Raw genomic sequence first — 23531 nt, 5'->3', positions numbered from 1 at the left:
ATGCCCCCTCAATGGAATCAACGGGTTATCGCGCTTGGTTAGCCGTGGGTGTGATCGCCACCGATAGCCTGATGCTGCTCCTTCATGGCGCGGATCCGGCTGGCCAGGGTGTAGAGACGGATAAAGCCTTCGGCATGGCTCTGGTCATACACTTCATCGGCACCGAAGGTGGCGAAGTCTTCGGAGTAGAGGCTGTTTGGCGACTTCTTCTGCACCGCAGTGACCTGACCCTTGTACATCTTCAGCACCACTTCACCGTCCAGATCTTCGGCGATGGCGTTGGCAGAGGCGAGGATCGCCTTGCACAGCGGGGTGAACCAGCGGCCGTCATAGACCAGATGGGAGAACTCGGCACCCAGCTTCTCCCGCCAGGCGCGGGTCGGGCGATCCAGTACCAGCTCTTCCACGGCGCGCAGCGCGGCGACCATCACGGTACCGCCCGGGGTCTCGTAGCAGCCGCGGGACTTCATCCCCACCATCCGGTTTTCGGTGATGTCGATGCGGCCCACGCCGTGCTTGCCGGCACGCTCGTTCAGGGTCATCAGGATCTGGTGCGGGCTCAGCGGCTGGTCATCCACGGCCACCACTTCACCCTGCGCCACGGTCAGCTTGACATACTCCGGCTGATCCGGTGCCTGTTCGGCCGGTACGGTCCACTGCCAGACCGCTTCGGAGGGCTCGTTCCAGGTGCTCTCCAGCTCGCCACCCTCGGTGGAGATGTGCCAGGCGTTGGCGTCGCGGCTGTAGATCTTCTTCAGGGTCGCCTTGCAGGGGATGTTGCGGGTCTCCAGATAGGAGAGCAGATCTTCCCGGGAGCGCATGTCCCAGATCCGCCACGGGGCGATCACTTTCAGCTGGGGCGCCAGCGCAGCGACCGCACCTTCGAAACGTACCTGATCGTTACCCTTGCCGGTGCAGCCGTGGGAGATGGCATCGGCCCCTTCCGCCAGCGCGGCCTCGACCATCGCTTTGGCGATCACCGGACGGGCCATGGAGGTACCCAGCAGATAGGTGCCCTCATAGACGGCGCCGGTCTTCAGGGTCGGATAGACGTACTCTTTGACGAACTCTTCGCGCAGATCCTTGATGATGCACTTGGTGGCGCCGGAGGCGATGGCCTTCTGCTCGATCCCTTCCAGATCGTCGCGCTCCTGACCGACGTCGGCCACGAAGGCGATGATTTCGGCGTCATAGTGCTCTTTCAGCCAGGGAATGATGGCCGAGGTATCCAGTCCACCCGAGTAAGCCAGTACGATCTTGTTGATTCCGCTCATGTTACTTCTCTCCGTGATGATTCGATGATGATTCAATAAAAGGGTCGTGATTCAGGTTGAGTGCCGCGTTACTTGCCGCCGAGAAGGGTCAGCAACACGGCGTTCTGGATATGCATCCGGTTTTCGGCCTCGTCCATGATGAGGGAGGCGGGGCCATCCATCACCTGCGAGGTGATCTCCAGCTCCCGGTGCGCCGGTTGGCAGTGCAGCACATGCTGGATGCCGGTGCGGTCGAGCAGGGCCTGGTTGATCTGGTAAGGCATAAAGAGCTCGGTGACCTGCTCCATCGGAGTGTTGTCGCCCATGGAGACCCAGGTATCTGTGTAGGCCACGTCGAACCCTTCGATATCCGCCACGTCATCGCTGATGTGGATGGTTGCCCCTGACTTGGCCGCCAGAGCCTGCGCCTGCAGGAAGATCTGGGTATCCGGGCCGTGGCCTTTCGGGCAGATGAGGGTGACGTCGGTGCCGAGGGTCGCCCCCAGCAGCAGCAGAGAGTGGCTGACGTTGTTGCCATCACCGAGGTAGGCAAGCTTCACCTTCGACAGGTCGTCGTAGTGCTCGGCAATGGTCATAAAGTCGGCCAGCCCCTGACAGGGGTGGTAGAGGTTGCACAGGCTGTTCACCACCGGCACTGTGCCGTGCTCTGCCAGCTCGACCAGGGTCTGGTGATCGAACACCCGAGCGACGATGGCATCACACCAGCGCGACAGGTTGGCGGCGAAATCCTTCACCGACTCCCGCTTGCCCAGCGCGCCGTTCTGCTGATCCAGATAGACGCTGTGGCCGCCCAGCTTGGCGATGCCGATGTCGAAAGTGACCCGGGTGCGCAGGGAGGGTTTCTCGAACAGGGTGACCACGCTCTTGCCGGCCAGCGCCTGGCTGTACTTCTTCGGGTCGGCCTTGACCGCTTTGCCCAGCGCAATCAGCGCCTCGATCTGGGCTTTGTTCAGATCACTGTCTTTCAGAAGATGTTGCATCGGATGTTCCTTGTTCCGGTGAGGATTAGAGGGCTACCTGATTGCCATCGGCAATCTTGACCAGAGTGCCGACCGCGCCGCCAGCCAGCAGCTTGAGCAGCTGATCCGGGTAACGCCAGCTGGCGACACAGACCGGCTTGCCGAGGGTCTGGGCGGCGTGCAGGGCCGCTTCTACCTTGACCGCCATACCATCGCGGATCACCCCTTTCTCCATCAGATCCAGTGCGGTCAGCTTGTCGAGCTGGGGCACCAGCTTGCCCTTGCCATCGAGGATGCCGCTCACATCGGAGAGCATCACCAGATCGGCACCGAGCGCCTCGGCAATGGCGGTGGCCGCCTGATCCGCGTTGACGTTCATCAGTTGCCCCTCGGCGGTGATGCCGATGGAGCTCACCACCGGCAGGAAGCCCTGACCTAGGATGCCTGCTACCAGCGCCGAGTTGCCCGGCTTGCACTCGCCGACCGCGCCGAGATCCGGGTCGAGCTGGGTCACCTGACAGAGGCCGCCGTCGGCGAGGCAGAGCCCAACTGCCGGAATGCCGGTGGCGATTGCCTTGGCCATCATCTGCTTGTTGGCCGTCCCTGCCAGCGCCCCGGCAATAAAGGGGATCTGCTCGAACGGGGTTACCCGCAGGCCGTTCTTCTTGGTAGAGGTGAGACCCAGCCCCTTGAGCAGGTCATCCACCAGACAGCCACCGCCGTGCACCAGCACCAGTGGACGGTGCTGATCATCGAGAAAGGTTTTGAGGGTGGCGAACAGGGCGGTCAGCGCCTCGTCGTTCTCGATAAGGGCGCCGCCCAGCTTGATTACCAACGTCTGCTTGTCCATATCTCTCAATCCTTCCTTAAGTCCTTAAATCAGGCCGGTGGCCGGTTCAAATCCAAATTTGATATTTATGCACTGCATGGCTTGCGAGGCGGCGCCCTTGAGCAGATTGTCGATGGCAGAGACCACCACCAGCATGTTGCCCTGCTGTTGCCAGGCGATATCGCAGTAAGGGGTGCCCGCTACGCCGCGAATGGAGGGCATCTGGCCGGTGAGGCGCACCAGCGGTTTGCCTTCGTAGGCCTTGAGGAAGGCCTGATCCACCTGGGTGGGGGTCACGCCGTCCGCCAGCTGCACATAGATGGTGGCCAGGATGCCGCGCACATAGTTGCCAAGGTGGGGCTGGAACAGCACCTCCTTGCCGAGGTGGTGGCTGATCTCCGGCTGGTGTCTGTGATTGAAGGTGCCGTAGGGATTGAGGCTCACTTCGCAGAAGCTGGTGTTGATGGCGGCCTTGCGCCCGGCGCCGGAAACCCCGGAGACGGCGTTGATGATGGGCTGCCACCCCTTGGCAATCAGGCCATTCTGCTGCAGCGGCTTGAGGGCGCACAGCGATGCGGTCGGGTAGCAACCGGGCACCGCAATCAGCTGGGCGCTGGTGATGGCATCAGCGTTCCACTCGGCCAAGCCATAGACGGCCTGATCCAGCCACTGTTCGCTGTCGTGGGTGAAGCCGTAGAAGCTGTCGTAAAAGCCCTGATCCTTGACCCGGAAGGCGCCGGAGAGATCGAACACCGGCAGCCCCTTGGCGAGAAACTTGGGTGCCAGCTCGGCGCTCACCTCGTGGGCGGTAGCTAGCAGCACCAGATCGGCCTGGGTCAGGATCCGGGTCATTCCGTCGTCGTCCAGTGGCAGCAGCGGCTGATCGAGGGCGCCGACCCACTGGGGATGCAGGGAAGAGAAGCGCTTGTGGGCATCCTGACTGCCGGCGGAGACATAGAGGCCGAACAGCTTGAGTTGTGGGTGGTTCTGTACCAGTGCGGCCAGTTCGGCTCCCGCGTAGCCACTGGCACCGACGATAACGGTGTTGAGCATGTTGAATATTCCAAGTCAGAGTTCGAGATTCACAGCATGACGCTGCAGTGCACAAGGGGGTTCGATCGCCCCTTTGCACAAGTGCGGAGGGGCAATTCAGGCGGGTGTGTGTCGTCGGTTATAGATCAGGTGACAGAACATTAACTTTCCCTTACAACTAGAAGCCTTTGTTGATGAGCCAGATATTCAGGTAAAATTACGGAATATTCATGCACTCACTTTGCATTTGTATTTTCTAACAGAAACATTCCGGGGACGCAAGGAGGAGCTGATGGCCAATCTGGATTTTTTTTCACTTTATAAGAATATTATTGCGATTCCCTCTATCAGCAGCACGGATCCCAAGTGGGATCAGAGCAACGAGGCAGTGATCCGGCTGCTGGCCGACTGGTTCGGTCAGCTCGGTTTTCAGTGCGAGGTAACGGCGCTCCCCGATCTGCCGGGCAAGTTCAATCTGGTGGCGACGCTCGGTCAGGGGGAGGGCGGTCTGCTGCTGGCGGGTCACACCGATACTGTGCCGTTCGATGAGGGGGGCTGGAGCAAGGATCCCTTCAAGGTGACGGAAGAGGGCAACCGACTCTATGGCCTCGGTACCATCGACATGAAGGGCTTCTTCGCCTTTATCGTCGAGGCGCTCAAAGATATTGATCTCACCAAGCTCAACAAGCCGCTGCGTATTCTCGCCACTGCCGACGAAGAGACCACCATGGCGGGGGCCCGCGCCATCGCCGCGGCGGCCGAATTGAAACCCGACTACGCCGTGATTGGCGAGCCGACCGGATTGGTGCCGGTGGTGGCCCACAAGGGGCATATGTCGGAGGCGATCCGCATTACCGGCAAGAGCGGTCACAGCTCGGATCCCGCCAACGGCGTTAACGCCATGGAGATCATGCACAAGGCGATGGGGCAGGTGCTGCGCTTGCAGCAGGATCTGAAAGATCGCTACGCCGACCACCGCTTTGCCGTGCCGCAGCCAACCCTGAACCTCGGTTACATTCAGGGCGGTGACAGCCCGAACCGCATCTGCGGCTGCTGCGAGCTGCATATCGACCTGCGACCCACTCCGCAGGTGGGGCCGGACGAGTTGATGGGGATGCTCAAAGAGGCGCTGTCACCCATCGAGATCCACCAGCCGGGCTGCCTGCATCTGCAACATCTGCACGAGCCTATTCCCGCCTATGCCTGCGCCGACGACTCTGTGCTGGTGCGCGAAGCTGAGAAGGCGAGCGGCCGCGCCGCCGAGTCGGTCAACTACTGCACCGAGGCGCCGTTTATCCAGCAGCTTGGCTGCCAGACCATAGTGATGGGCCCCGGTCATATCACCCAGGCGCACCAGCCGGATGAGTATCTCGACCTCTCCTTCGTCAAGCCGACCACCTCGGTGTTGCAGCACCTGATCAGACGTTTTTGCCTGTAGCGGCGGCGGTGAAAGGGGCGTAAGAACTGTAAGTAAGTTACATAACAAGCCGGTTGTGGAGTGGTGAGGGAAATACATGTTCTGAATCGGCCTGTTATTTGACCTTGCGCAGACAATCTGGGTAGATTGTCACCCTAAGATGACGGAGCATATGTTGTAATCGCACAACAATAAGTGAGGTCGTCTAGCACCCCGGATGGGTGTCAGGCACCAACAAGATAAGGATGTGGAATGAACGAAAAGTACGCCGCACTACGCGCCAACGTAGGTATGCTGGGTCAGCTGCTGGGTAAATCCATCAAGGATCATCAGGGTCAGGCCTTTCTCGACAAGATCGAAACCATTCGCCAATTGGCCAAGTCCTCCCGCAAGGGCAATGAATCAGACCGGGAACGTCTGCTCGATACCCTGCGCACCCTGAGCGATGATGAACTGCTGCCGGTGGCCCGCGCCTTCAGCCAGTTCCTCAATCTGGCCAACGTGGCGGAACAGTTCCACACCATCTCCCGTCGCTGCGAGGAGCAGGTCTGCACCCCGGACCCGCTGGAGCAGATGTTCGACAAGCTGAAAGCGTCCAACCTGTCGCAAGAGGCCATCATTGCGGCCGTGCGCGAGCTGGATATCGATCTGGTGCTGACCGCTCACCCCACCGAGGTGACCCGTCGCACCCTGATCCACAAGCACGTGCAGCTCAACGACTGCCTCGAGGCGCTGGAGCTCTCCGACCTGCTGCCCCGCGAGCGGGACAAGATCCTCAATCGCATCGAGCAGCTGATCAATCAGGCATGGCACACCAACGAGATCCGCGAACAGCGCCCGACTCCGGTCGACGAGGCCAAGTGGGGCTTCGCCGTGGTGGAGAACAGCCTGTGGCCAGCCATTCCCGAATTCATGCGCAATCTGGACGAGCGTTTGCAACATCATCTGGGTGTGCGGCTGCCGCTGGATGCCGCGCCGGTCAAGTTCACCTCCTGGATGGGCGGTGACCGAGATGGCAACCCCTTCGTTACCGCCAAGGTGACTGCCGAAGTGCTGGAGCTGGGCCGCTGGATGGCGGTTAGCCTGTTCTACAAAGACATCAAGGAGCTCACCTCCGAGCTCTCCATGTCCGACTGTACCGACGCCGTGCGTGCTCGCGTTGGCGATCACCCCGAGCCCTACCGTGCGCTGGTGCGCGAGCTGCGTGAAGCGCTGCGCGAAACCAAGGAGCACCTGACCGCCAAGGTGCAGGGTCAGGCGAGCGAGAGCCAGGATCTGGTCAAGACCACCGCCCAGTTGCGCGAGCCGCTGGAGCTCTGCTACCACTCATTGCACGCCTGCGGCATGGGCAACATCGCCGATGGCATGCTGCTGGATGTGCTGCGCAAGGTCGCCTGTTTCGGCATTCATCTGGTCAAGCTCGATATCCGTCAGGATGGCGAGCGTCACGGGCTGGTCTTCTCCGAGCTGACCCGCTATCTGGGTCTGGGTGACTACGCCGAGTGGAGCGAGGATGACAAGCAGGCTTTCCTGCTAAACGAACTGAACTCCCGCCGCCCGCTCATTCCCCACGACTGGGAGCCGAGTGCCGAGGTGCGCGAGACGCTGGATACCTGTCAGGTCATCGCCCAGCACGACCCCGATGCGTTCGGCATCTACATCATCTCCATGGCCGGTGCGCCGTCCGATGTGCTGTCGGTGCAACTGCTGCTCAAGGAGGCGGGCTGCAAGTTCCGCATGCCGGTCGCCCCGCTGTTTGAAACCCAGGATGACCTGATGGCAGGCACCGCCGTGATGGAGCGTCTGCTCTCGGTGGACTGGTATCGCGGCTACATTCAGGGCCGTCAGTACGTAATGATCGGCTACTCCGACTCCGCCAAGGATGCGGGCATGATGGCCGCTGGCTGGGCCCAGTACGCCGCCATGGAATCCCTGGTGGGGCTTGCCGAAGCCAACAACATCCGCCTCACCCTGTTCCATGGCCGTGGCGGTACCGTCGGTCGTGGTGGTGCCCCTGCCCATCAGGCCATCCTCTCCCAGCCGCCGGGATCCCTGCGCGGCGGTCTGCGTACCACCGAACAGGGGGAGATGATCCGCTTCAAGTTCGGTCTGCCGAAAGTGGCAATCAAGAGTCTGGAGCTCTACACCAGCGCCGTGCTGGAAGGGAACCTGCTGCCGCCGCCCAAGCCGAAAGAGTGCTGGCGCGAGGTGATGGAACAGCTGGCCGCCGACTCCTGCGAGCACTACCGCAGTATCGTGCGCGGTCATCCGGACTTCGTCCCTTACTTCCGTGCCGCTACCCCGGAGATGGAGCTCGGCAAGCTGCCGCTCGGCTCCCGTCCCTCCAAGCGTAAGCCCAATGGCGGTGTCGAGAGCCTGCGCGCCATTCCGTGGATCTTCGCCTGGACCCAGAACCGCCTGATGCTGCCGGCCTGGCTCGGTGCCCACAAGGCGCTGCAACAGGCTATCGACGACGGCAAGCTGGCGGTGCTGGAAGAGATGAGCGCCCAGTGGCCCTTCTTCCGCACTCGCCTCGAGATGCTGGAGATGGTGTTCCTCAAGGCGGACGTCTGGCTTGCCGAATACTACGACACCCGTCTGGTGCCGCAGGAGCTGTGGGGCCTTGGCAAACAGCTGCGTCAGGAGCTCGCCGAGTCCATCGAGGTGGTGCTGAAACTGAGCCCGCGCGGGGATCTGCTGGAGGATCAGCCTTGGATCAAGGAGTCCATCAAGCTGCGCAACCCCTACACAGACCCGCTCAACGTGCTGCAGGCCGAGCTGCTCAACCGCTCCCGCAACCACCCGGAGACCCTGCACCCCGAGCTGGACAAGGCACTGATGGTCACCATCGCCGGTATTGCCGCAGGGATGCGTAATACGGGTTGATAAATATTACCAAACAGGCCTTAAATAAAAAGAGCGCATAATATGCGCTCTTTTTATGGCTAGTTTATTTTGTCAGCTTCATTTAAATAGAGAGTTTTAAATCATCCTGAAAACTAATGGCTGGATGTAGAAAATTATATAGCAACCTAGTATTGCATCATCACAACGCACCAGAGTAGAACGATAGTTAGCCTTTAAAATAACTGTAAATACAATAAAGGTTAAATATATCCAGGCTGAGAAAGTGCCCGAGAAATAATTCAATAGTATTGAACCGCTTGAAATTAGTAGCAGCCCAATTCGATGGGCAAGGTTTTTGCTTAAAAGAAAGGGTGCTACAACGGCCGCTATCAATGTGACGATTATCATCACTAGTGACATGAGGCACAGGCACCACTGGCTGCCAGGCCAGCACTGCCTGAAGCCATCATGCCTGCGACACCACTTCCCATGATGGGGCTTAACCTACCGGTAACGGCACCACCAAATGCACCTGCAGCAATATCTCTCATGCTGGCATCAGGATTGTTGGCAATGACGCCCATCGCCCCCATAACGGCCCCGCCGCCCGCCCATACCAATGCGGGTGCCGCTCTCTTGTTACGCTTGCTTTCATTTATATCTCTTATCACGATAAAGCTATCGTGCTCTATGCTGATAACTACCTTGGTTGAATTTGCGATTGTTGATATGGTATCGACATCAACAAATTCACCAGGGTATATAACAGTTGGATTTGAATTTTTGTCTTCTATTTCAATGTATCGACTCGAAAGGTTTACCACCGTGATGTTTTCTTTGTTGAAATTGATGCAATACTTTCCATCGGCATTAATAGAGTAATGTTCACCAGCGTGTAGTGTGTTGCAGTTACTCAATGGGCAAGTATTGGCATTGGCACTTGAAATACTGCACAGCAATAATGCTGTGGCTAAACAGAGCTTCATCCACTATCTCCAGAGTGGTTCATTTGGGAATCAATCATTGATTAAATGAGAATTATTGTCAATTGTTTTTGGATGCATGTTGTTGATTTAATTGTCAAATTTTCTAACAGTACCCTTGGCATTGCGGGTTGTGGGGCAGCACTTGCCTATGATGAGCTCGTTGTCGATGAAAGGGATATTGTGGGAGCTGGGCTGCACCCCATGCTCCCTGAGTTGACCTTGGGCTAGAGCGCCGGGAAGTAGCAGGCGCTCATGTCGATGGGGTGATCTGGGCAATTGGGCAGATAAAATTGCCAGCCCGCATCGGAGAAGGCGCGCAGTTCGGTTTCGACAAACTTGATGGCGAGGCTCAGGGCCTGCAGGCTGTCGATGCCGTAGATAAAGGTCTTGTCGCTCAGCCCCGCCAGCTTCACCTTGCAACGCCAGTCGCCGCTGGCGGACTTGGGATCCGGCTCGGGGGCCTTGATGGCGATCTTGAGGACGAGCTGTTCCCCTTCGGTGCTGATGGCGTCGAAGCGGGCGGTAACGATGGCGTTTTTCATCTGGCGATTCCTTTTCCGTGGTACAGCCCCTGCGGTTGCGGGTGGCTGGCGTTCCTGATGGCTGATGAGGTGAAAACTGGACTCAGGACGGCCAGCGTAAATGAACTTGTGAGTTGAAACAATGGGATATGCGTGACCGGGTGAGGGGGCTTTCGCCGCCGTGAGCGAGCGCAGTGGCGGGAGTAGCAACGCGCAGGCCACAGGTGGTGGCCGAGAGGCTGGCAGGCTGCTAGATGTAAAGGATTGTTGGCTGTGGCCGCAGATTTTTCTGTTCTGCCGATGAGGGCGAGTGAGTCCTCTTGAGGCAGAATATCTCCCCCCTGTTTGACGTTGAAGTACAGGAGTCTCAGTGGCGCTTTCGGTAACCCAGCTTTATGAAGTGATGGCCCAGCTGCCAGATCCCGTCTTTATCCTCAGTGAAGATGGCTATTACGTGGAATATATCGGCGGTATGGAGCAGCAATCCTATCACGACGGCAATCCGCTGGCGGGCAAGCAGCTGGCCGATGTGCTGCCACCCGAGATGGCCATGTGGGTCAAGGCGCAGGTGGCCGAGTCGCTGGCAAACGGTCAGGTGCGGGTGGTGGAGTATGAGCTCTCCGCCGTCGAAGTGGGGGGGATTAATGCCGCCGCCGGGCCGCAAGGGATACAGCGTTTTGAGGGCAAGATTGCGCCGCTGCCCTCCCTCTATGACGGCAAGCGGGCGGTGGCCTGGGTGACCCGCAATATCACCCGCCAGTACGAGTTGCAGCAGCGACTGCTGCGCCAGAGTGAAACCGACCAGCTGACCGGCCTCTACAACCGCCGGTTCTTCTTTGAGCACTGCCAGCCGTTGCGGGCAGGGGAGGCCCCCTGTGGTCTTATCATGCTCGACATCGATCACTTCAAGCAGATCAACGATCACTACGGCCATCAGCAGGGAGATCGGGCCTTGCAGCGCTTCAGTAGTTGTATCGATGCCCTGTTGCGGGCGGACGATCTCTTTGTGCGCAGCGGTGGCGAGGAGTTTCTGATCCTGCTGCCGCGGATCGATGAAGCCGGTTTGCTGCAGATGGCGGAGCAGATCCGTGCCGCCGTCGAAGCGCTGCCTGCCGATCCGGTCGCCATCACGGTCAGTCTGGGCACAACTCTGGTGCAGCCGGAGGAGGAGATCAATCAGGCGCTGGCTCGGGCCGACGAGTGGCTCTATCGGGCCAAGCGGGCAGGCCGCAACCGGGTGGCGCACTGCCCGGTAGGTTGAAAGTGCCGCCCCGGTCGCTGTCTGAAATAGCCTGCGCTTTTACCCTGAATAAATTGGCTGACATCACTGTCAATTAGTAGAAAAGTTGGCCGTATTATTTAACTCATATTCCACAGCTTAAGGTGTTAATATTATCGGCCTGTTCGCTGGTCTTATTTATGTTGTTGGGCAACAGCATGAGGTTTTATCGGTATGTTATCAAACAGGCGTGAATCGGGTTTTGGGTGACGAATGTGATACATCCTGTTGTCTTTTGAAACATTCCGATTCAAACAGTCATGAATTATTAACCTTGACCCGGATAGCGATTTCAACGATGGTAGCGTGGCAGCTCCGTTTCTCTCCGGTGGCCCTGTTGGCCACTGGCGGCGTTGTTTTTTCATGTGCAGGGCGATATGCAACGACATATCTCCAGCCTGTTATTCGGCCAATAAAAATAATGATGACAGATTAATAAGGTATATATTGCAATGAGTGTTTCTATTGCTGAAAAGAGTAACCCTGTTTCAAAATTGAAATGGGAGAAAAGCGATTCGGTATGGACCATGGGCCTATATGCCACTGCTGTCGGTGCCGGTACGTTATTTCTCCCTATTACTGTTGGCAGTAATTCCCCGGTTATTTTGCTGTTTATTTTATTGCTGGCTTTTCCGCTCTCTTATTATTCCCACCGGGCATTGAGCCGCTTTGTGCTCTCCAGCTCCCACAAGGAGGGGGATATCACCCATGTGGTGGAGGAGCACTTCGGAGCCAAGGCGGGCAAGCTGTTGATGCTGGTCTATCTGATGGCCTTCTACCCCATCATTCTGGTCTACAGCATCTCCATCACCAACGCGATTCAGAGCTTCGTGGTTCACCAGCTGGGGGATGCCGAGCTGCCGCGCGGCTTGCTGGTGCTGGGGGTGATGCTGGGCCTGCATCTGGTGCTGCTGGCCGGCAAACAGATCGTGGTGTCGGCCATCAGCGTGCTGGCGCTACCGATGGTCGCCTTTCTGATTGGCCTCTCCATCTATCTGCTGCCCCAGTGGAGCCTCTCCTATTTCAGCGAGAGTCAGGCGGTGGATTGGCGTGACCCGGCGTTCTGGAAATCCCTCTGGCTGATCGTGCCGGTGATGGTCTTCTCCTTCAGCCATGCGCCCATTATCTCCTCCTTCAGCGCGGCGCAGAAGAAGCGCTGTCAGGAGAGTGCCGACCTGCGTGCCAAGCGGATCATCAAGTACAGCAGCATGCTGATTTGCGGCAGCGTGCTTTTTTTCGTGGTGAGCTGCGTGATGAGCCTGAGTCAGGCCGAGATGGCGCTGGCCCGCACCGACAATATCTCCGTCCTGTCGGCGCTGGCGAACAAGTTCTCCAACCCGCTGATCGCCTATGTGGGGCCGCTCATCGCCATTCTGGCCATGTCCAAATCCTTCCTCGGCACCTCCATGGGGGTGAGCGAGGGGACGGTGAGCATGGTGAGCGGTGCCTGTCAGGGGCTGGGGCTCTCCCTCAAGGAGTCGACCATCGCCCGGGTGTCATCGGTGATCCTGTTTATGGTGACCGCCGTCATCACCTATCTGAACCCCAACGTGCTCGACATCATCGAGCGCGTCAGTGGCCCGCTGATCGCGGTGATCCTGTTTCTGCTGCCGGCCTGCTCCATCTATCGCTTGCCCGCACTCAAGCGTTATCGCGGGCCGAGTACCCTTTTTGTGTTGGTGATGGGGCTGCTTGCCATCTCGGCCCTTATCTACGATCTGCTTTGACCGGGCGGTATCCCGCACAAATCAAAAAGGGCGACCATCTGGTCGCCCTTTTTCTGTGCATCGGGGTTAGCCGAGCAGACCGCTGGCGCTCTGGCCCGCCATCAGCAAGCCGATGGCCAGCACGCTGAACCAGACCAGGGTTGCGCTTACCAGTAGATAGCCGCTGGCGACGAACAGACCGTCCCGCTGCAACATGCCGGTGGCCAGCAGCAAGATGGCCCAGGCAGGCATGGCGTTGGTGAATGGGATGGCGCCCAGGGGCAGCATCAGCAGCAGGGCGGCCAGCATGATCAGCAGGCCGTTGCAGCGGTTGACCGTGTTGCTGCCGGTCAGCACCAGCAGGCGTGGGCGGATAACGCGATCGACCCGGGCCAGCAGATCCGCCCCCTTGTGCAGGGTCGGCTTGAGCTGGTCGGCAGCGAAGCGACGCTCCATCAGCATGGCGGGCAGCCAGGGCACCCGATTGAGGGTGATGCCGATGCCGATAAAGAGGATCAGCAGGCCAAAAGGGGTGCTGACCCCGGGAATGGAGACCGGCAGCAGGAAGGGGACGGTGAGCAGCACGCAAAACAGCAGCATGCCCTGCTCGCCCACCAGCGCGAGCATCTGGCGCAGGCTGATGTGGCTCTCGTCGATGGCATGCGCGGTGGCCCGCAGGGTATCCGCGAGGGTAGTTGTGGGGTCGTTGAGTTGCGCGGCAACCATTCCCTGATGTCCTTTTGAGTAGTGATAACGGGCCCCGATGACCCGATTTGGCGCCAGCATACGTGGCAGAGGTTAACCGTCGATGAATGGTGGCAGGGGCGCATAGCGGCGCCAGTGGGGCGGCTCGGCAGAGGTTTCGGCGAGAGGGAAATCCCGCGATGAAAGTGATCCGGTACAGCCGCCGTTTAGGATGGGCCTAGGACGCCTCTGGTATGCTTTCTGCACAATCACACAGGGAGCAGGGGATGATGATGAAGAGAGCCGGGATTGTGATGATGGGGCTGTTGCTGCCACTGGGGCAGGCCTGGAGTAGCGAGGCCGCGACCACATCCGGTTGGCAGGTGACGCCATTTTTCGGCTACAGCTCAGTCATCGACTTCGAGAAGAGTGACGATGTGGTGCAGCCGGTGCCGCTTTCTGCATCGTTTGATTCACTGCAGGGACAGGGCTCCGGCAGCTGGGGCCTCTTTATCAGCAAGGAGGTGGATGATCCCGGCATGATCGAGCTGCTCTACAGCCACCAGTCCACCACCCTCTCTCCCGACCAGCCGGATCGCCTGACGGTCGATACCCTGCACTTTGCCGGTGCGCTTACTCTCTCTGACAACCTGATGGCGCCCTATATCGGCGCCGGGATCGGGGTGACCCGCTTTGCCGCCTACGACAGCGAGGTGACTCCTTCCATGTCGCTGGCGCTCGGGGTGCAACCGCGCCTCGCCGAGTATCTGGCCCTGCGGGCCGAGGTGCGCGGTTATGGCTCGCTGGTCAACGACAACAACCAGTTTCTCTGCAACCCGGAGCAGTGCGTGTTCAAGGTGCGCGGGGAGCTGGTAACTCAGTGGCAGGCCAATATCGGTCTTACCTTCCGCTTTTAGGTGAGGGGATTTTCCCTATGAAACAGGGGCCATTGGGCCCCTGTTTCAGCAGCAATGTTCCGCCGTGATCGGTAATCAATCGGTAGCTCTTCACGCCTCTTTATTAGTCGGCGTCGCCCATACCGCGCAGTTTCTGCCCGCCTCCTTGGCGCCATAAAGCGCCTGATCCACCCGTTTGAACAGCGAGACTGCAGGTTCCTTGGGCTCGCGGATCCCCACTCCCAGACTGACCGTCATGGTATGGGTCGGGTCGGGGGCTATGGTGCGGGTCGCAGTGAGCAGGGTGTTGGCCAGTTGCTGCAGCTCGGCTTCGTGGGCGACGGGCAGCAGCAGGGCAAACTCTTCACCCCCGACACGGGCCGCCAGCGCACCGGGCGGGCAGTGCTGTTGCAACAGCTCGCCAAACTGCTGCAACACCCGATTCCCGATATCGTGGCCGTAGTTGTCATTGATCCCCTTGAAGTGATCCAGATCCAGCAGGATGAGGGCGTGGCAAATCCCCTGTTCCAGAAACAGCTGCTGATGAAAGTAGCGCCGGTTTGGCAGCCGGGTCAGATCGTCGAACAGTGCCTGTTGTCTGAGCTGGGTATTGATGTGGAAGAGGTGGTGCATGGTGCTCAGGATGCCGATGCTGCTGAGCAGGATGCCGCTGGAGCGCAGCAGATCCTCGGCATAGATGGCTAGCCAGAGTGGCTGCGCCACCAGCTCATCCATGATGTCGGCGGTGGCCCCCATGATCCACAACATCAGACCGCAGGAGAGCATGCGGTAGGTGTGGGTGGGCAGGTGGGCGCACTGCACCACCCAGAACAGGAACAGCATGGTGAGCCAGTTGATCACCTCGAAGCCAAAGCTGACGGCGTAAAAGCGCTCGTAAGGGAAGTGGGGCAGCAGCAACAGATGAAGGGCCATGATGGCCAGCATCACTATCCCCAGCAGCGCGATGTGGGCGCGATGCTCCCGGTCGAGATGACGGTAGTGGGAGAGGCTGATGTCGAGACGATCGAACTGCATGGTGTTCCTCGGATTGGGCCTGCCATCAGGTTGCAAACAAGGGGCTGTGTAATGGCATGCCGTGGTCGGATAACAGGAAACGGCTGGTCTGTCAGTGTAAACGAGCGGGCCCGCAGCGCGCGATATCGATGACGTCAGCTTGTGGGCTGGCTCAGGGTTTGCGCATTTCTGGTGCGTGAAGTATCGCCTGCCCTGTGACAGGGCGACCCTGGGCAGGTTAGCGCAGCTCATGCGCCAAATTGGTGCATCGATGATGCATGATCTTACTAATGCAGTGATTTAAAAGGATTTAAATTTGTGGCCCGCTTTATGCTTTTTACATGTCAGACGGTCTCTTGTGGTCATCGGCGGCAGACGCAGTGATGAGGAAGTGGCAAGAGACATCCCCGTGCCGGGCGCGGGTGTGATTCTGGCGGGTTGCAGCAACACCTTGCGGTTCGCCACAGATTCAATCAGGAAAACGGAGCCGGTCTTGTACCGGTACGACAGGGAAGGAGAGTGCTCTATGGTCAAAAAATGGATGATGGCGGGTCTGACGATGTTGCCTGCCTTGCTGGTTACCCCAAGTTGGGCCGAAGAGGTCGCTCAGGTACAGGCGGCGGTGGCTCCGGTTGCCGCCATGACAATCAACAAGGGTGACAACACCTGGATGCTGCTCTCGGCGGCGCTGGTGATCCTGATGTCGATCCCCGGTCTGGCCCTCTTCTACGGTGGTCTGGTGCGGGCCAAAAACATGCTGAGCGTGCTGATGCAGGTCTTTACCCTGTTCTGCCTCATCTGCGTGCTCTGGGTGATCTACGGCTATTCGCTGGCCTTTACCGAGGGGGGCAATTTCTATGGCTCCTTCAGCAAGGTGCTGCTCAAGGGGGTGACCCCTGACTCCATCGCCGCCACCTTCAGCAAGGGTGTCGGGATCAGCGAGCTGCTCTATGTGGTGTTCCAGGGGGCCTTTGCCGCCATCACCTGCGGACTTATCGTGGGGGCGTTTGCCGAGCGCATCAAGTTCGCTGCCGTGCTGCTCTTCTCGGTGATCTGGTTCACCTTCGCCTACATCCCGCTGGCTCATATGGTGTGGTACTGGGCGGGTCCGGATGCCTATACCAGCGCCGAAGCCGCAGCAACCGCGACCGCCACTGCCGGTTATCTGTTCCAGCATGGTGCGCTGGACTTTGCAGGCGGCACAGTGGTGCACATCAACGCCGCCGTGGCGGGTCTGGTGGGTGCCTATCTGGTGGGCAAGCGTCTGGGCTACGGTCGTGATCCCATGACCCCCCACAGCCTGACCATGACCATGATCGGCGCCTCCCTGCTCTGGTTCGGCTGGTTCGGTTTCAACGCGGGCTCCGCGCTGGAAGCCAATGGTATCGCCGCGCTCGCCTTTATCAACACCTGGGTGGCGCCGGCTGCGGCAGCTCTGTCATGGACGCTGGCCGAGTGGGTGATGAAGGGACGTCCCTCCCTGCTGGGTGCGGCCTCTGGCGCGGTGTCAGGCCTGGTGATGATTACCCCGGCTGCCGGTTTCGTTGGTGTGGGCGGTGCTTTGGTGATGGGTCTTATCAGTGGCGTGGCGGGTCTGTGGGGTGTCCACGGTCTCAAGCGTTTGCTGGGGGCCGATGACAGTCTCGATGTGTTTGGCTTGCACGGAGTGTGCGGCATTCTCGGTGCCCTGCTGACCGGCGTTTTTGCCAGCCCGGATCTGGGCGGCACCGGGGTGTGGGACTATGTCACCAATCAGGTTGCCGAGGGTTACTCCATTCTGACTCAGGTGAAGATCCAGGCCATCGGGGTCGGTGTCACCCTGCTCTGGTCCGGTGTCGTGGCGGCGATTGCCTTCAAGGCGGTCGACATGCTGGTGGGTCTGCGGGTGAATGGCGATGCCGAGCGGGAAGGGCTGGATGTCACCTCCCACGGCGAGAAGGCTTACAGCATGTAATCCCGAATGCCAGACAACAAAAAACCGCCGGGGTCGGCGGTTTTTTTATGGCTCGAGCGTGACGAAACCTGAATTCACACGCTTAATTCACGACGGCCACGTTGATGCTGCCGTTACCCTGGGTCATGCGCACGCGAGCACCCGGGGTGAAGGTGGGGCTGGCTTTCTGCACGACCACGATGGCTTCGCCGTTCTCTTTCTTGATCTCCAGCTCGACGCCGTCGACCTGATTCATCTTGTTGCCGATGGCGTTACCTGCCGCCGCACCGGCGATGGCGCCGCCTGCGGCTGCGATGTCGCGTCCGGTGCCGCCACCGACTGTGCTGCCCAGCAGGCCGCCGACTACGGCGCCGCCAATGGTGCCAATCAGTGAGTTCTCATCGGCCTGGATCTTCACCGGGCGGGTGGAGATGATGGTGCCGTAGCTGACGGTCTGCACCTGTTTGGCGCGGTCTTTGGTGTAAACATCGCCAGAGTAAACGTCACTGTTGGCGCATCCGGTGATGGTGGTTGCTGCCAGCAGGGCAATAAGGGTCATACGCTTCAACATGGTGGGCCTCCTGGGCTGCACGTAATTTGAACAATCCGGTTGATGAGTGAACTTTACTCCAACCCCGTCACACATGAAATCGGCAAAATGTAACCAATTATGCGTTCTGTAACCGGTTTTGTCCTTGAATCGCAGCTGTACCGGAGAGGGTTTTAACCAGCAGCAGACGGTCTTCTCCGGGGCCGAAATAGTTGGCTACTTCCGCCTGCAATGTGTAACCGAGCCGGTAGTAGAGGCGCTGGGCCGGATTGGCCGGATCGACCGTGAGCCGCAGTTCGCTGATCTGCAGCGCCTGCTGGTTGGCCTCCATCTGGCGCATCATTCGCTCGGCCAGACCAAAACCGCGTGCCTCGGGCAGCACCGCCAGCGAGAGCACCCAGCCTTGCGACCGCTCCTGACCAAAGCCCCCCAGCACATAACCCACCAGCTGCCCCTCGTATTCGGCCACCAGCAACAACTCGGGCCACAAATCCATCGCCTGACGGAAGAAGAAGGCGGGATAGACATCTTCGCCAAACACCTTGGCATCGATCTGCCAGATGGCGTGCATGTCATGGTGGGTAGCGGGGCGTAGCAGGGGCGGGTTGTGGTGCATCAGGACTCCATTGGCAGCAAACGGATCGGCAACGCCGCTGACCTTGGGGTCAACGGCAAAAAAGGAGTCATAGGGTAGTAGTCATCCCCTGCCGGATGCAAGGGATTGGCGGTTATGGCGGCAGGGGGCGGCTCTGGGGCAGTTTGGGGGCTTTGCGAAAGCCGTCGAGCAGGTGGCGGAGGGTGAGCCAGGGGTGGCGCAGCAACATGCGCGGGCCGCTCCACTTCATCACCTGCTGGATCTGTTTGCGCATCGCCGGTGCGTAGCAGTGGATATTGCAGTTGGCGCAGGTGGGTTTGTGGCCGTGGCCATAACGGCAGCGACGCAGGCGCTGATGGGCGAAATCCCGCAACTGGCGACAGTGGCGGCAATGGGGATCCTGATGATGGTGCTGGCAGTAGAGGCGGATCATGGCGCTGACCGTCTGCTGCTCGCGCATGAGTCTGGGATGGTCACTCGCCTTTTTGCTGGCTGCGGCGTGTGAGCCCCGGGCTGGGCTGGCATGATGACTTTTCATGGCCGCCATTCTCCTGACCTGCTCGCTTTGGGTGTTGATACAGGTCAAAAGGGGGGATAAAAAACAGGGCCCGCAGGCCCTGTGTCATCAGATGAGGCTGGTTGCCTGCTCCAGCCAGGCGAGATCTTCGCCCTCGAGCAGCGGGCTCAGGCGGCGGAACACCTCGACATGGTATTCGTTGATCCAGCGGAATTCGGCCGGGCTCAGCAGGCTGCGATCGATCAGGCGGGTATCGAACGGCACGTAGGTCAGACGCTCGAAGCCCAGCATCGGCAGCTCGCCAACCTGTTCCAGCTCGGTCACCACCACCAGGTTTTCGCAACGGATGCCAAAGCCATCTTCACGGTAGTAGCCCGGCTCATTGGAGAGCACCATGCCCGGTTGCAGGGCAACCATGCTCCCTTTCGGCGCGATGCGCTGGGGCCCTTCGTGGACACTCAGGAAGTGGCCGACGCCGTGACCGGTGCCATGGTCATAGTTGTAACCGGCCTGCCACAGCGGCATGCGGGCCAGCACGTCGAGCTGGATACCGGCGGTGCCACGGGGGAAGCGGGCCTGATCCAGTGCGATATGGCCCTGCAGTACCCGGGTAAACATCGCCTTTTGCTCGTCGCTCACCTCACCCACCTTGATGGTGCGGGTGATGTCGGTGGTGCCATCCATATACTGGGCGCCGGAGTCCAGCAGATAGAGGCTGTCCTGACCGAACGCACGCGGGGTGCCATTGGTGTGGTGGTAGTGGCACATGGCGGCGTTGGGGCCGAGCGCGGAGATGGTATCGAAGCTCGGCTCGACGTAGTGCTCCTGCTCGCGGCGGAACGCTTCCACCTGATCGGCCAGGGTGCCTTCATCCACTCCCTCGAACTCGCCGGAGGCGACCAGCCGATCCAGCCAGGCGAGGAAGCGGGTCATGGCCACGCCATCGCGCAGGTGAGCGGCACGCATGCCGGTCAGTTCGATTTCGTTCTTGCACGCTTTCGGCAGCATGGTCGGGTCTTGCCCTGCTACCAGAATGGCGCCCGCCTCTTCCATGACGAGCTGGGTCCAGGCGTTGGCGCTGTCCGGATCGGCCAGCACCTTCTGCTGATCTTCACCGATGCGCTGCAGCACGTCGCCCAGCTTGTCGATGGGGTAGACGGAGACATCCTGCCCCACGTGTTGGGTGAAGGCGAAGCAGTCAATTTTGTCGGTATCGACGAAGAAATCCATGCTGGTGTTGGCGTAGAGCACCGCAAAGCCCAGCACCACCGGCAGCCGGTCGATATCGCGGCCGCGCAGGTTGAGCAGCCAGTTGATGGGCTCGGCCTGGGTCAGCAGCACAGCATCCAGCCCGCGCTTGCGCAGGTCTGCTGCCAGCTGTTCACGTTTGGACTGGCTGGACTGGCCCGCCAGCTCCTCGCTGTAGAGGATGACCGGGCTCTTGGTCGGCTCCGGGCGATCGCTCCAGTTCAGGTCGATGGGGTTCTGCTCGACGCGGATCAGCTCTATACCGCGGTCGGCCAGCACGGCTTTGGCATTCTTGTACCAGGTCAGGCTGTGCAGGCGGGCATCGAAGCCAACCCGGGAGCCTGACGGCAGCTGCTCGGCCAGCCACTGCACATGAGGATTTTCAATGAGGTGGAGGAATTCGAACAGTTCGGCGGGAGTTTGCATCCGCGCCTGCACCGTATAGCGACCATCGACAAAGAGGGCTGCCCGCTGGGCCATGATAATGGCGACTCCGGCAGAGCCGTTGAAACCGGTGATCCAGTCAAGCCGCTCGGCATAGGCGGGGATGTACTCGCCGAGGTGCTCATCATCGTGGGGGACGATAAAGGCGTCCAACTCCTGCATGGCCAGCTCGGCCCTGACTTGGGCGACGCGGGTTTCAATTATCTCGAAATTATTCATGTCGTTAGTGCCAGATGGTTGCTATATGAGTGTTCAGTTTTTATGGCCGCTGGCCAGGATCCGCTTGATCGACTGACCTGCCGCTTCGATATGCTGCCTGAGCAGCACCACCGCCTCGTGCTTGCGCCGGGCGCGACACAGTTCCAGCAATTGGGCGTGTTCACGCTCCGCCTTGTCCACGCCGTCGCTGGCAAACAGCAGCTCGAAGCGGACATAGCGGTCACAGCTCAGATTGATCTGGGCGATCAGTTCAAGTGCCTGGGGGCGACCGGCTGCCTGATAGAGGGTGGCGTGAAAGCTGTGGTTCAACTCGGCCCAATGTTCGATCTGGGTGCCTGACTCCAGGGCGTGATCAAACTGGGCGAGGATCGCCTCCGCTTGCGCGAAGGTGGCTTCCGTCATCTTGTCGACGGCGTGAAACAGGGTATCGGCTTCCAGCAGCGCTCGCAAATAAAAGAGCTCTTCAATGGCCGAGGCGTCCAGCATGGTGACCACGGCGCCGCGATGGGCTTCGAACTTCACCAGCCCCTGCGCTTCCAGCTGCATCAGGGCTTCGCGCACCGGAATGCGGCTCACGGCCAGCTCTTTGGCAATGGCATCCTGACGCAAGGGGGCGCCAGCGGGGAACTCCCCACGGAGGATCCGGCCACGGAGGTTTTCCATCACCATCTGGGTTCGGGTCTTGTAGGGTGGGGTCATGGTCGGGTCACGATTGGGCGTTACAGAATTGTATATTGTATAAAGTTTGGCTGAATCTAACCTGTCACAATAGGCAAAGGCAAGGTTTTGGCCCCTTTAACGGGGGCGATGGCGGCGTTCGAGGCTCCACAAAAACAAAAATGCCGGTCAGCGTGGCTGACCGGCATGATGTCACTGATACGAAGCGAGCCTGTTACAGCTGCGGGCCTGCCGCAACCAGACGTTTGCCTTCATCGTTATCGGTGAAGCGCTCGAAGTTCTTGATGAAACGGCCTGCCAGATCGACGGCCTTGGCATCCCACTCGGCCTTGTCGGCGTAAGTGTCGCGCGGGTCGAGGATCGCCGGGTTCACATCGTGCAGCGCGGTCGGGATCTCCAGATTGAAGATCGGCAGCACCTTGGTCTCGGCCTTCTCGATGGAGCCATCCAGGATGGCGTCGATGATGGCGCGGGTATCCTTGATGGAGATGCGCTTGCCGGTGCCGTTCCAGCCGGTGTTGACCAGATAGGCCTCTGCACCTGCCGCTTCCATCCGTTTCACCAGCTCCTGACCGTACTTGGTCGGGTGCAGGGAGAGGAAGGCTGCGCCGAAGCAGGAGGAGAAGGTCGGAGTCGGCTCTGTGATGCCGCGCTCGGTACCGGCCAGTTTGGCGGTGAAGCCAGACAGGAAGTGGTACTTGGTCTGCTCCTTGGTCAGTTTGGAGACCGGGGGCAGTACGCCGAAGGCGTCGGCAGTCAGGAAGATCACCTTGGTGGCGTGACCTGCCTTGGAGACCGGCTTGACGATGTTGTCGATGTGATAGATGGGGTAGGAGACGCGGGTGTTCTCGGTCTTGGAGCCATCATCGAAGTCGATGGTGCCATCGGCAGCAACGGTCACGTTCTCCAGCAGCGCATCGCGACGGATGGCGTGGTAGATATCCGGCTCGGCCTCTTCGGAGAGCTTGATGGTCTTGGCGTAGCAGCCACCTTCGAAGTTGAACACGCCGTGGTCATCCCAGCCGTGCTCGTCATCGCCGATCAGCTGGCGCTTCGGATCGGTGGAGAGGGTGGTCTTGCCGGTGCCGGAGAGGCCGAAGAAGATGGCAACGTCGCCGTCCTGACCCACGTTGGCGGAGCAGTGCATGGAGGCAATGCCGCGCAGGGGCAGGAAGTAGTTCATCATGGAGAACATGCCCTTCTTCATCTCGCCACCGTACCAGGTGCCACCGATGAGCTGCATCTTCTCGGTCATGTTGAAGGCAACAAAGTTCTCGGAGTTGAGGCCCTGCTCCTTCCAGTTCGGGTTGGTGCACTTGGCACCGTTCATCACCACGAAGTCAGGCTTGAAGGTTTTCAGCTCTTCATCGCTCGGACGGATGAACATGTTTTTCACGAAGTGTGCCTGCCAGGCCACCTCGGTGATGATGCGCACGGCCAAGCGGGTATCCGGGTTGGCACCGCAGAAACCGTCGACTACAAACAGGCGCTTGCCGGAGAGCTGTTTGGTGACCAGCCCTTTCAGATGTGACCACACTTCCGGGGTAATGGCTTTGTTATCGTTTTTACCCTGGTCAGACCACCACACAGTATCCTGGGTAGTGGCATCTTTGACGATATATTTATCTTTCGGGGAGCGACCGGTGAAGATACCGGTGTTTACGTTGACGGCGCCCAGTTCGGTCACCACACCGCGCTCGAACCCTTCCAGGTCAGGGCGTGTCTCTTCGGCGAAAAGCTGCTCGTAAGAGGGGTTGCGAACGATTTCTTGGCTGTTTTTGATGCCGTACTGGTCCAGTCCTAATTGTTGGGCCAGGGTGGGTTCTGCCACGATTGTCATTGTATTCTCCTGGGTTCAGAGGTTGGTAGGGTTCTATCTGACGGTCATCCTATCACTTAGGTG

Annotated in this window: 20 protein-coding genes; 6 read left to right on the top strand and 14 right to left on the bottom strand. The window is 59.5% G+C overall.

What is annotated here, in order from left to right; translation table 11 throughout:
• Window positions 1–38 precede the first annotated feature (38 nt).
• From AB5Y86_RS12050 to argC, 4 genes are all read right to left on the bottom strand, one after another.
• A complete protein-coding gene (locus AB5Y86_RS12050) occupies window positions 39–1274 on the bottom strand; it encodes an argininosuccinate synthase (protein ID WP_033115910.1) in 1236 nt (411 codons plus the stop codon).
• Between the two features lie 68 nt (window positions 1275–1342).
• Window positions 1343–2254, bottom strand: a complete 912-nt coding sequence (locus tag AB5Y86_RS12045) for an ornithine carbamoyltransferase (protein WP_149152045.1) — start codon at window positions 2252–2254, stop codon at window positions 1343–1345.
• Between the two features lie 25 nt (window positions 2255–2279).
• A complete protein-coding gene (gene argB / locus AB5Y86_RS12040; RefSeq protein WP_368192937.1) occupies window positions 2280–3083 on the bottom strand; it encodes an acetylglutamate kinase in 804 nt (267 codons plus the stop codon).
• 24 nt (window positions 3084–3107) lie between these two features.
• Window positions 3108–4115, bottom strand: coding sequence for an N-acetyl-gamma-glutamyl-phosphate reductase (gene argC, locus AB5Y86_RS12035; RefSeq protein WP_368192936.1), 1008 nt, complete (start codon window positions 4113–4115; stop codon window positions 3108–3110).
• Window positions 4116–4386: 271 nt separating this feature from the next.
• Here argC and argE point away from each other — a divergent pair, with 271 nt between their 5' ends.
• Together argE and ppc are read left to right on the top strand one after the other, a co-directional pair.
• On the top strand, window positions 4387–5532 hold the full coding sequence (gene argE, locus AB5Y86_RS12030) for an acetylornithine deacetylase (RefSeq protein ID WP_368192935.1): 1146 nt from the start codon (window positions 4387–4389) through the stop codon (window positions 5530–5532).
• A gap of 231 nt (window positions 5533–5763) precedes the next feature.
• A complete protein-coding gene (ppc, locus tag AB5Y86_RS12025; RefSeq protein WP_368192934.1) occupies window positions 5764–8397 on the top strand; it encodes a phosphoenolpyruvate carboxylase in 2634 nt (877 codons plus the stop codon).
• A 371-nt stretch (window positions 8398–8768) separates the two neighbouring features.
• Here ppc and AB5Y86_RS12020 read toward each other — a convergent pair whose 3' ends face one another.
• Together AB5Y86_RS12020 and AB5Y86_RS12015 are read right to left on the bottom strand one after the other, a co-directional pair.
• The gene (locus AB5Y86_RS12020; RefSeq protein ID WP_368192933.1) at window positions 8769–9344 is read right to left on the bottom strand and encodes a hypothetical protein; all 576 of its coding nucleotides are present in this window, start codon (window positions 9342–9344) and stop codon (window positions 8769–8771) included.
• A 224-nt stretch (window positions 9345–9568) separates the two neighbouring features.
• Window positions 9569–9886 carry a hypothetical protein gene (locus tag AB5Y86_RS12015; protein WP_005340119.1) on the bottom strand — a complete coding sequence of 106 codons (318 nt, stop codon included), beginning with the start codon at window positions 9884–9886 and terminating at the stop codon, window positions 9569–9571.
• A 349-nt stretch (window positions 9887–10235) separates the two neighbouring features.
• On the opposite strand from AB5Y86_RS12015, the gene AB5Y86_RS12010 reads away from it, so the two are divergent.
• Window positions 10236–11126 (top strand): diguanylate cyclase, encoded by an 891-nt coding sequence (locus AB5Y86_RS12010; protein ID WP_368192932.1) that lies wholly within the window; start codon window positions 10236–10238, stop codon window positions 11124–11126.
• A 470-nt stretch (window positions 11127–11596) separates the two neighbouring features.
• Window positions 11597–12871 (top strand): HAAAP family serine/threonine permease, encoded by a 1275-nt coding sequence (locus AB5Y86_RS12005; protein WP_335833514.1) that lies wholly within the window; start codon window positions 11597–11599, stop codon window positions 12869–12871.
• A 66-nt stretch (window positions 12872–12937) separates the two neighbouring features.
• Here AB5Y86_RS12005 and AB5Y86_RS12000 read toward each other — a convergent pair whose 3' ends face one another.
• The gene (locus tag AB5Y86_RS12000) at window positions 12938–13576 is read right to left on the bottom strand and encodes an exopolysaccharide biosynthesis protein (protein ID WP_005356544.1); all 639 of its coding nucleotides are present in this window, start codon (window positions 13574–13576) and stop codon (window positions 12938–12940) included.
• Between the two features lie 251 nt (window positions 13577–13827).
• Between AB5Y86_RS12000 and AB5Y86_RS11995 the strand changes: the two genes are divergently transcribed.
• A complete protein-coding gene (locus AB5Y86_RS11995) occupies window positions 13828–14451 on the top strand; it encodes an outer membrane beta-barrel protein (RefSeq protein WP_368192993.1) in 624 nt (207 codons plus the stop codon).
• Window positions 14452–14541: 90 nt separating this feature from the next.
• Here AB5Y86_RS11995 and AB5Y86_RS11990 read toward each other — a convergent pair whose 3' ends face one another.
• Complete coding sequence (locus tag AB5Y86_RS11990) at window positions 14542–15465, bottom strand: GGDEF domain-containing protein (RefSeq protein ID WP_331377675.1); 924 nt, start codon at window positions 15463–15465, stop codon at window positions 14542–14544.
• A 505-nt stretch (window positions 15466–15970) separates the two neighbouring features.
• On the opposite strand from AB5Y86_RS11990, the gene amt reads away from it, so the two are divergent.
• The gene (gene amt, locus AB5Y86_RS11985; RefSeq protein WP_323896160.1) at window positions 15971–17398 is read left to right on the top strand and encodes an ammonium transporter; all 1428 of its coding nucleotides are present in this window, start codon (window positions 15971–15973) and stop codon (window positions 17396–17398) included.
• Between the two features lie 82 nt (window positions 17399–17480).
• On the opposite strand, the gene AB5Y86_RS11980 is transcribed toward amt, so the two are convergent.
• From AB5Y86_RS11980 to pckA, 6 genes are all read right to left on the bottom strand, one after another.
• The gene (locus AB5Y86_RS11980; RefSeq protein ID WP_005340126.1) at window positions 17481–17948 is read right to left on the bottom strand and encodes a glycine zipper 2TM domain-containing protein; all 468 of its coding nucleotides are present in this window, start codon (window positions 17946–17948) and stop codon (window positions 17481–17483) included.
• Window positions 17949–18045: 97 nt separating this feature from the next.
• Window positions 18046–18543, bottom strand: a complete 498-nt coding sequence (locus AB5Y86_RS11975; protein WP_368192931.1) for a GNAT family N-acetyltransferase — start codon at window positions 18541–18543, stop codon at window positions 18046–18048.
• Window positions 18544–18655: 112 nt separating this feature from the next.
• Entirely contained in the window at window positions 18656–19060 is a 405-nt protein-coding gene (locus tag AB5Y86_RS11970; protein ID WP_005340128.1) for a nitrous oxide-stimulated promoter family protein, read from the bottom strand.
• An 87-nt stretch (window positions 19061–19147) separates the two neighbouring features.
• Window positions 19148–20950 carry an aminopeptidase P family protein gene (locus tag AB5Y86_RS11965; protein WP_005355029.1) on the bottom strand — a complete coding sequence of 601 codons (1803 nt, stop codon included), beginning with the start codon at window positions 20948–20950 and terminating at the stop codon, window positions 19148–19150.
• A gap of 33 nt (window positions 20951–20983) precedes the next feature.
• The gene (locus AB5Y86_RS11960) at window positions 20984–21649 is read right to left on the bottom strand and encodes a GntR family transcriptional regulator (RefSeq protein WP_005340138.1); all 666 of its coding nucleotides are present in this window, start codon (window positions 21647–21649) and stop codon (window positions 20984–20986) included.
• Window positions 21650–21842: 193 nt separating this feature from the next.
• Entirely contained in the window at window positions 21843–23468 is a 1626-nt protein-coding gene (gene pckA / locus AB5Y86_RS11955) for a phosphoenolpyruvate carboxykinase (ATP) (protein WP_005340139.1), read from the bottom strand.
• Window positions 23469–23531: the final 63 nt, after the last annotated feature.

It is taken from the genome of Aeromonas sp. s8 (genome assembly GCF_040907785.1).
GTDB classification, from domain to species: Bacteria; Pseudomonadota; Gammaproteobacteria; order Enterobacterales; family Aeromonadaceae; genus Aeromonas; species Aeromonas veronii.
The sequence above is the reverse complement of the archived record's forward strand: the minus strand, read 5'-3'. Positions and strand labels throughout refer to the sequence as shown.

Excerpts from the sequence above, each read along its gene's own strand:
- AB5Y86_RS11990 (WP_331377675.1), bottom strand. The coding sequence starts at position 15,465 with ATGCAGTTCGATCGTCTCGACATCAGCCTCTCCCACTACCGTCATCTC.
- AB5Y86_RS12020 (WP_368192933.1), bottom strand. The coding sequence starts at position 9,344 with ATGAAGCTCTGTTTAGCCACAGCATTATTGCTGTGCAGTATTTCAAGT.
- argB (WP_368192937.1), bottom strand. The coding sequence starts at position 3,083 with ATGGACAAGCAGACGTTGGTAATCAAGCTGGGCGGCGCCCTTATCGAG.
- AB5Y86_RS11960 (WP_005340138.1), bottom strand. The coding sequence starts at position 21,649 with ATGACCCCACCCTACAAGACCCGAACCCAGATGGTGATGGAAAACCTC.
- ppc (WP_368192934.1), top strand. The coding sequence starts at position 5,764 with ATGAACGAAAAGTACGCCGCACTACGCGCCAACGTAGGTATGCTGGGT.
- AB5Y86_RS11970 (WP_005340128.1), bottom strand. The coding sequence starts at position 19,060 with ATGAAAAGTCATCATGCCAGCCCAGCCCGGGGCTCACACGCCGCAGCC.
- AB5Y86_RS12045 (WP_149152045.1), bottom strand. The coding sequence starts at position 2,254 with ATGCAACATCTTCTGAAAGACAGTGATCTGAACAAAGCCCAGATCGAG.
- AB5Y86_RS12015 (WP_005340119.1), bottom strand. The coding sequence starts at position 9,886 with ATGAAAAACGCCATCGTTACCGCCCGCTTCGACGCCATCAGCACCGAA.
- AB5Y86_RS12005 (WP_335833514.1), top strand. The coding sequence starts at position 11,597 with ATGAGTGTTTCTATTGCTGAAAAGAGTAACCCTGTTTCAAAATTGAAA.
- argC (WP_368192936.1), bottom strand. The coding sequence starts at position 4,115 with ATGCTCAACACCGTTATCGTCGGTGCCAGTGGCTACGCGGGAGCCGAA.
- AB5Y86_RS11995 (WP_368192993.1), top strand. The coding sequence starts at position 13,828 with ATGAAGAGAGCCGGGATTGTGATGATGGGGCTGTTGCTGCCACTGGGG.
- AB5Y86_RS11975 (WP_368192931.1), bottom strand. The coding sequence starts at position 18,543 with ATGCACCACAACCCGCCCCTGCTACGCCCCGCTACCCACCATGACATG.
- AB5Y86_RS12050 (WP_033115910.1), bottom strand. The coding sequence starts at position 1,274 with ATGAGCGGAATCAACAAGATCGTACTGGCTTACTCGGGTGGACTGGAT.
- AB5Y86_RS11980 (WP_005340126.1), bottom strand. The coding sequence starts at position 17,948 with ATGTTGAAGCGTATGACCCTTATTGCCCTGCTGGCAGCAACCACCATC.
- amt (WP_323896160.1), top strand. The coding sequence starts at position 15,971 with ATGGTCAAAAAATGGATGATGGCGGGTCTGACGATGTTGCCTGCCTTG.
- AB5Y86_RS11965 (WP_005355029.1), bottom strand. The coding sequence starts at position 20,950 with ATGAATAATTTCGAGATAATTGAAACCCGCGTCGCCCAAGTCAGGGCC.
- AB5Y86_RS12000 (WP_005356544.1), bottom strand. The coding sequence starts at position 13,576 with ATGGTTGCCGCGCAACTCAACGACCCCACAACTACCCTCGCGGATACC.
- argE (WP_368192935.1), top strand. The coding sequence starts at position 4,387 with ATGGCCAATCTGGATTTTTTTTCACTTTATAAGAATATTATTGCGATT.
- pckA (WP_005340139.1), bottom strand. The coding sequence starts at position 23,468 with ATGACAATCGTGGCAGAACCCACCCTGGCCCAACAATTAGGACTGGAC.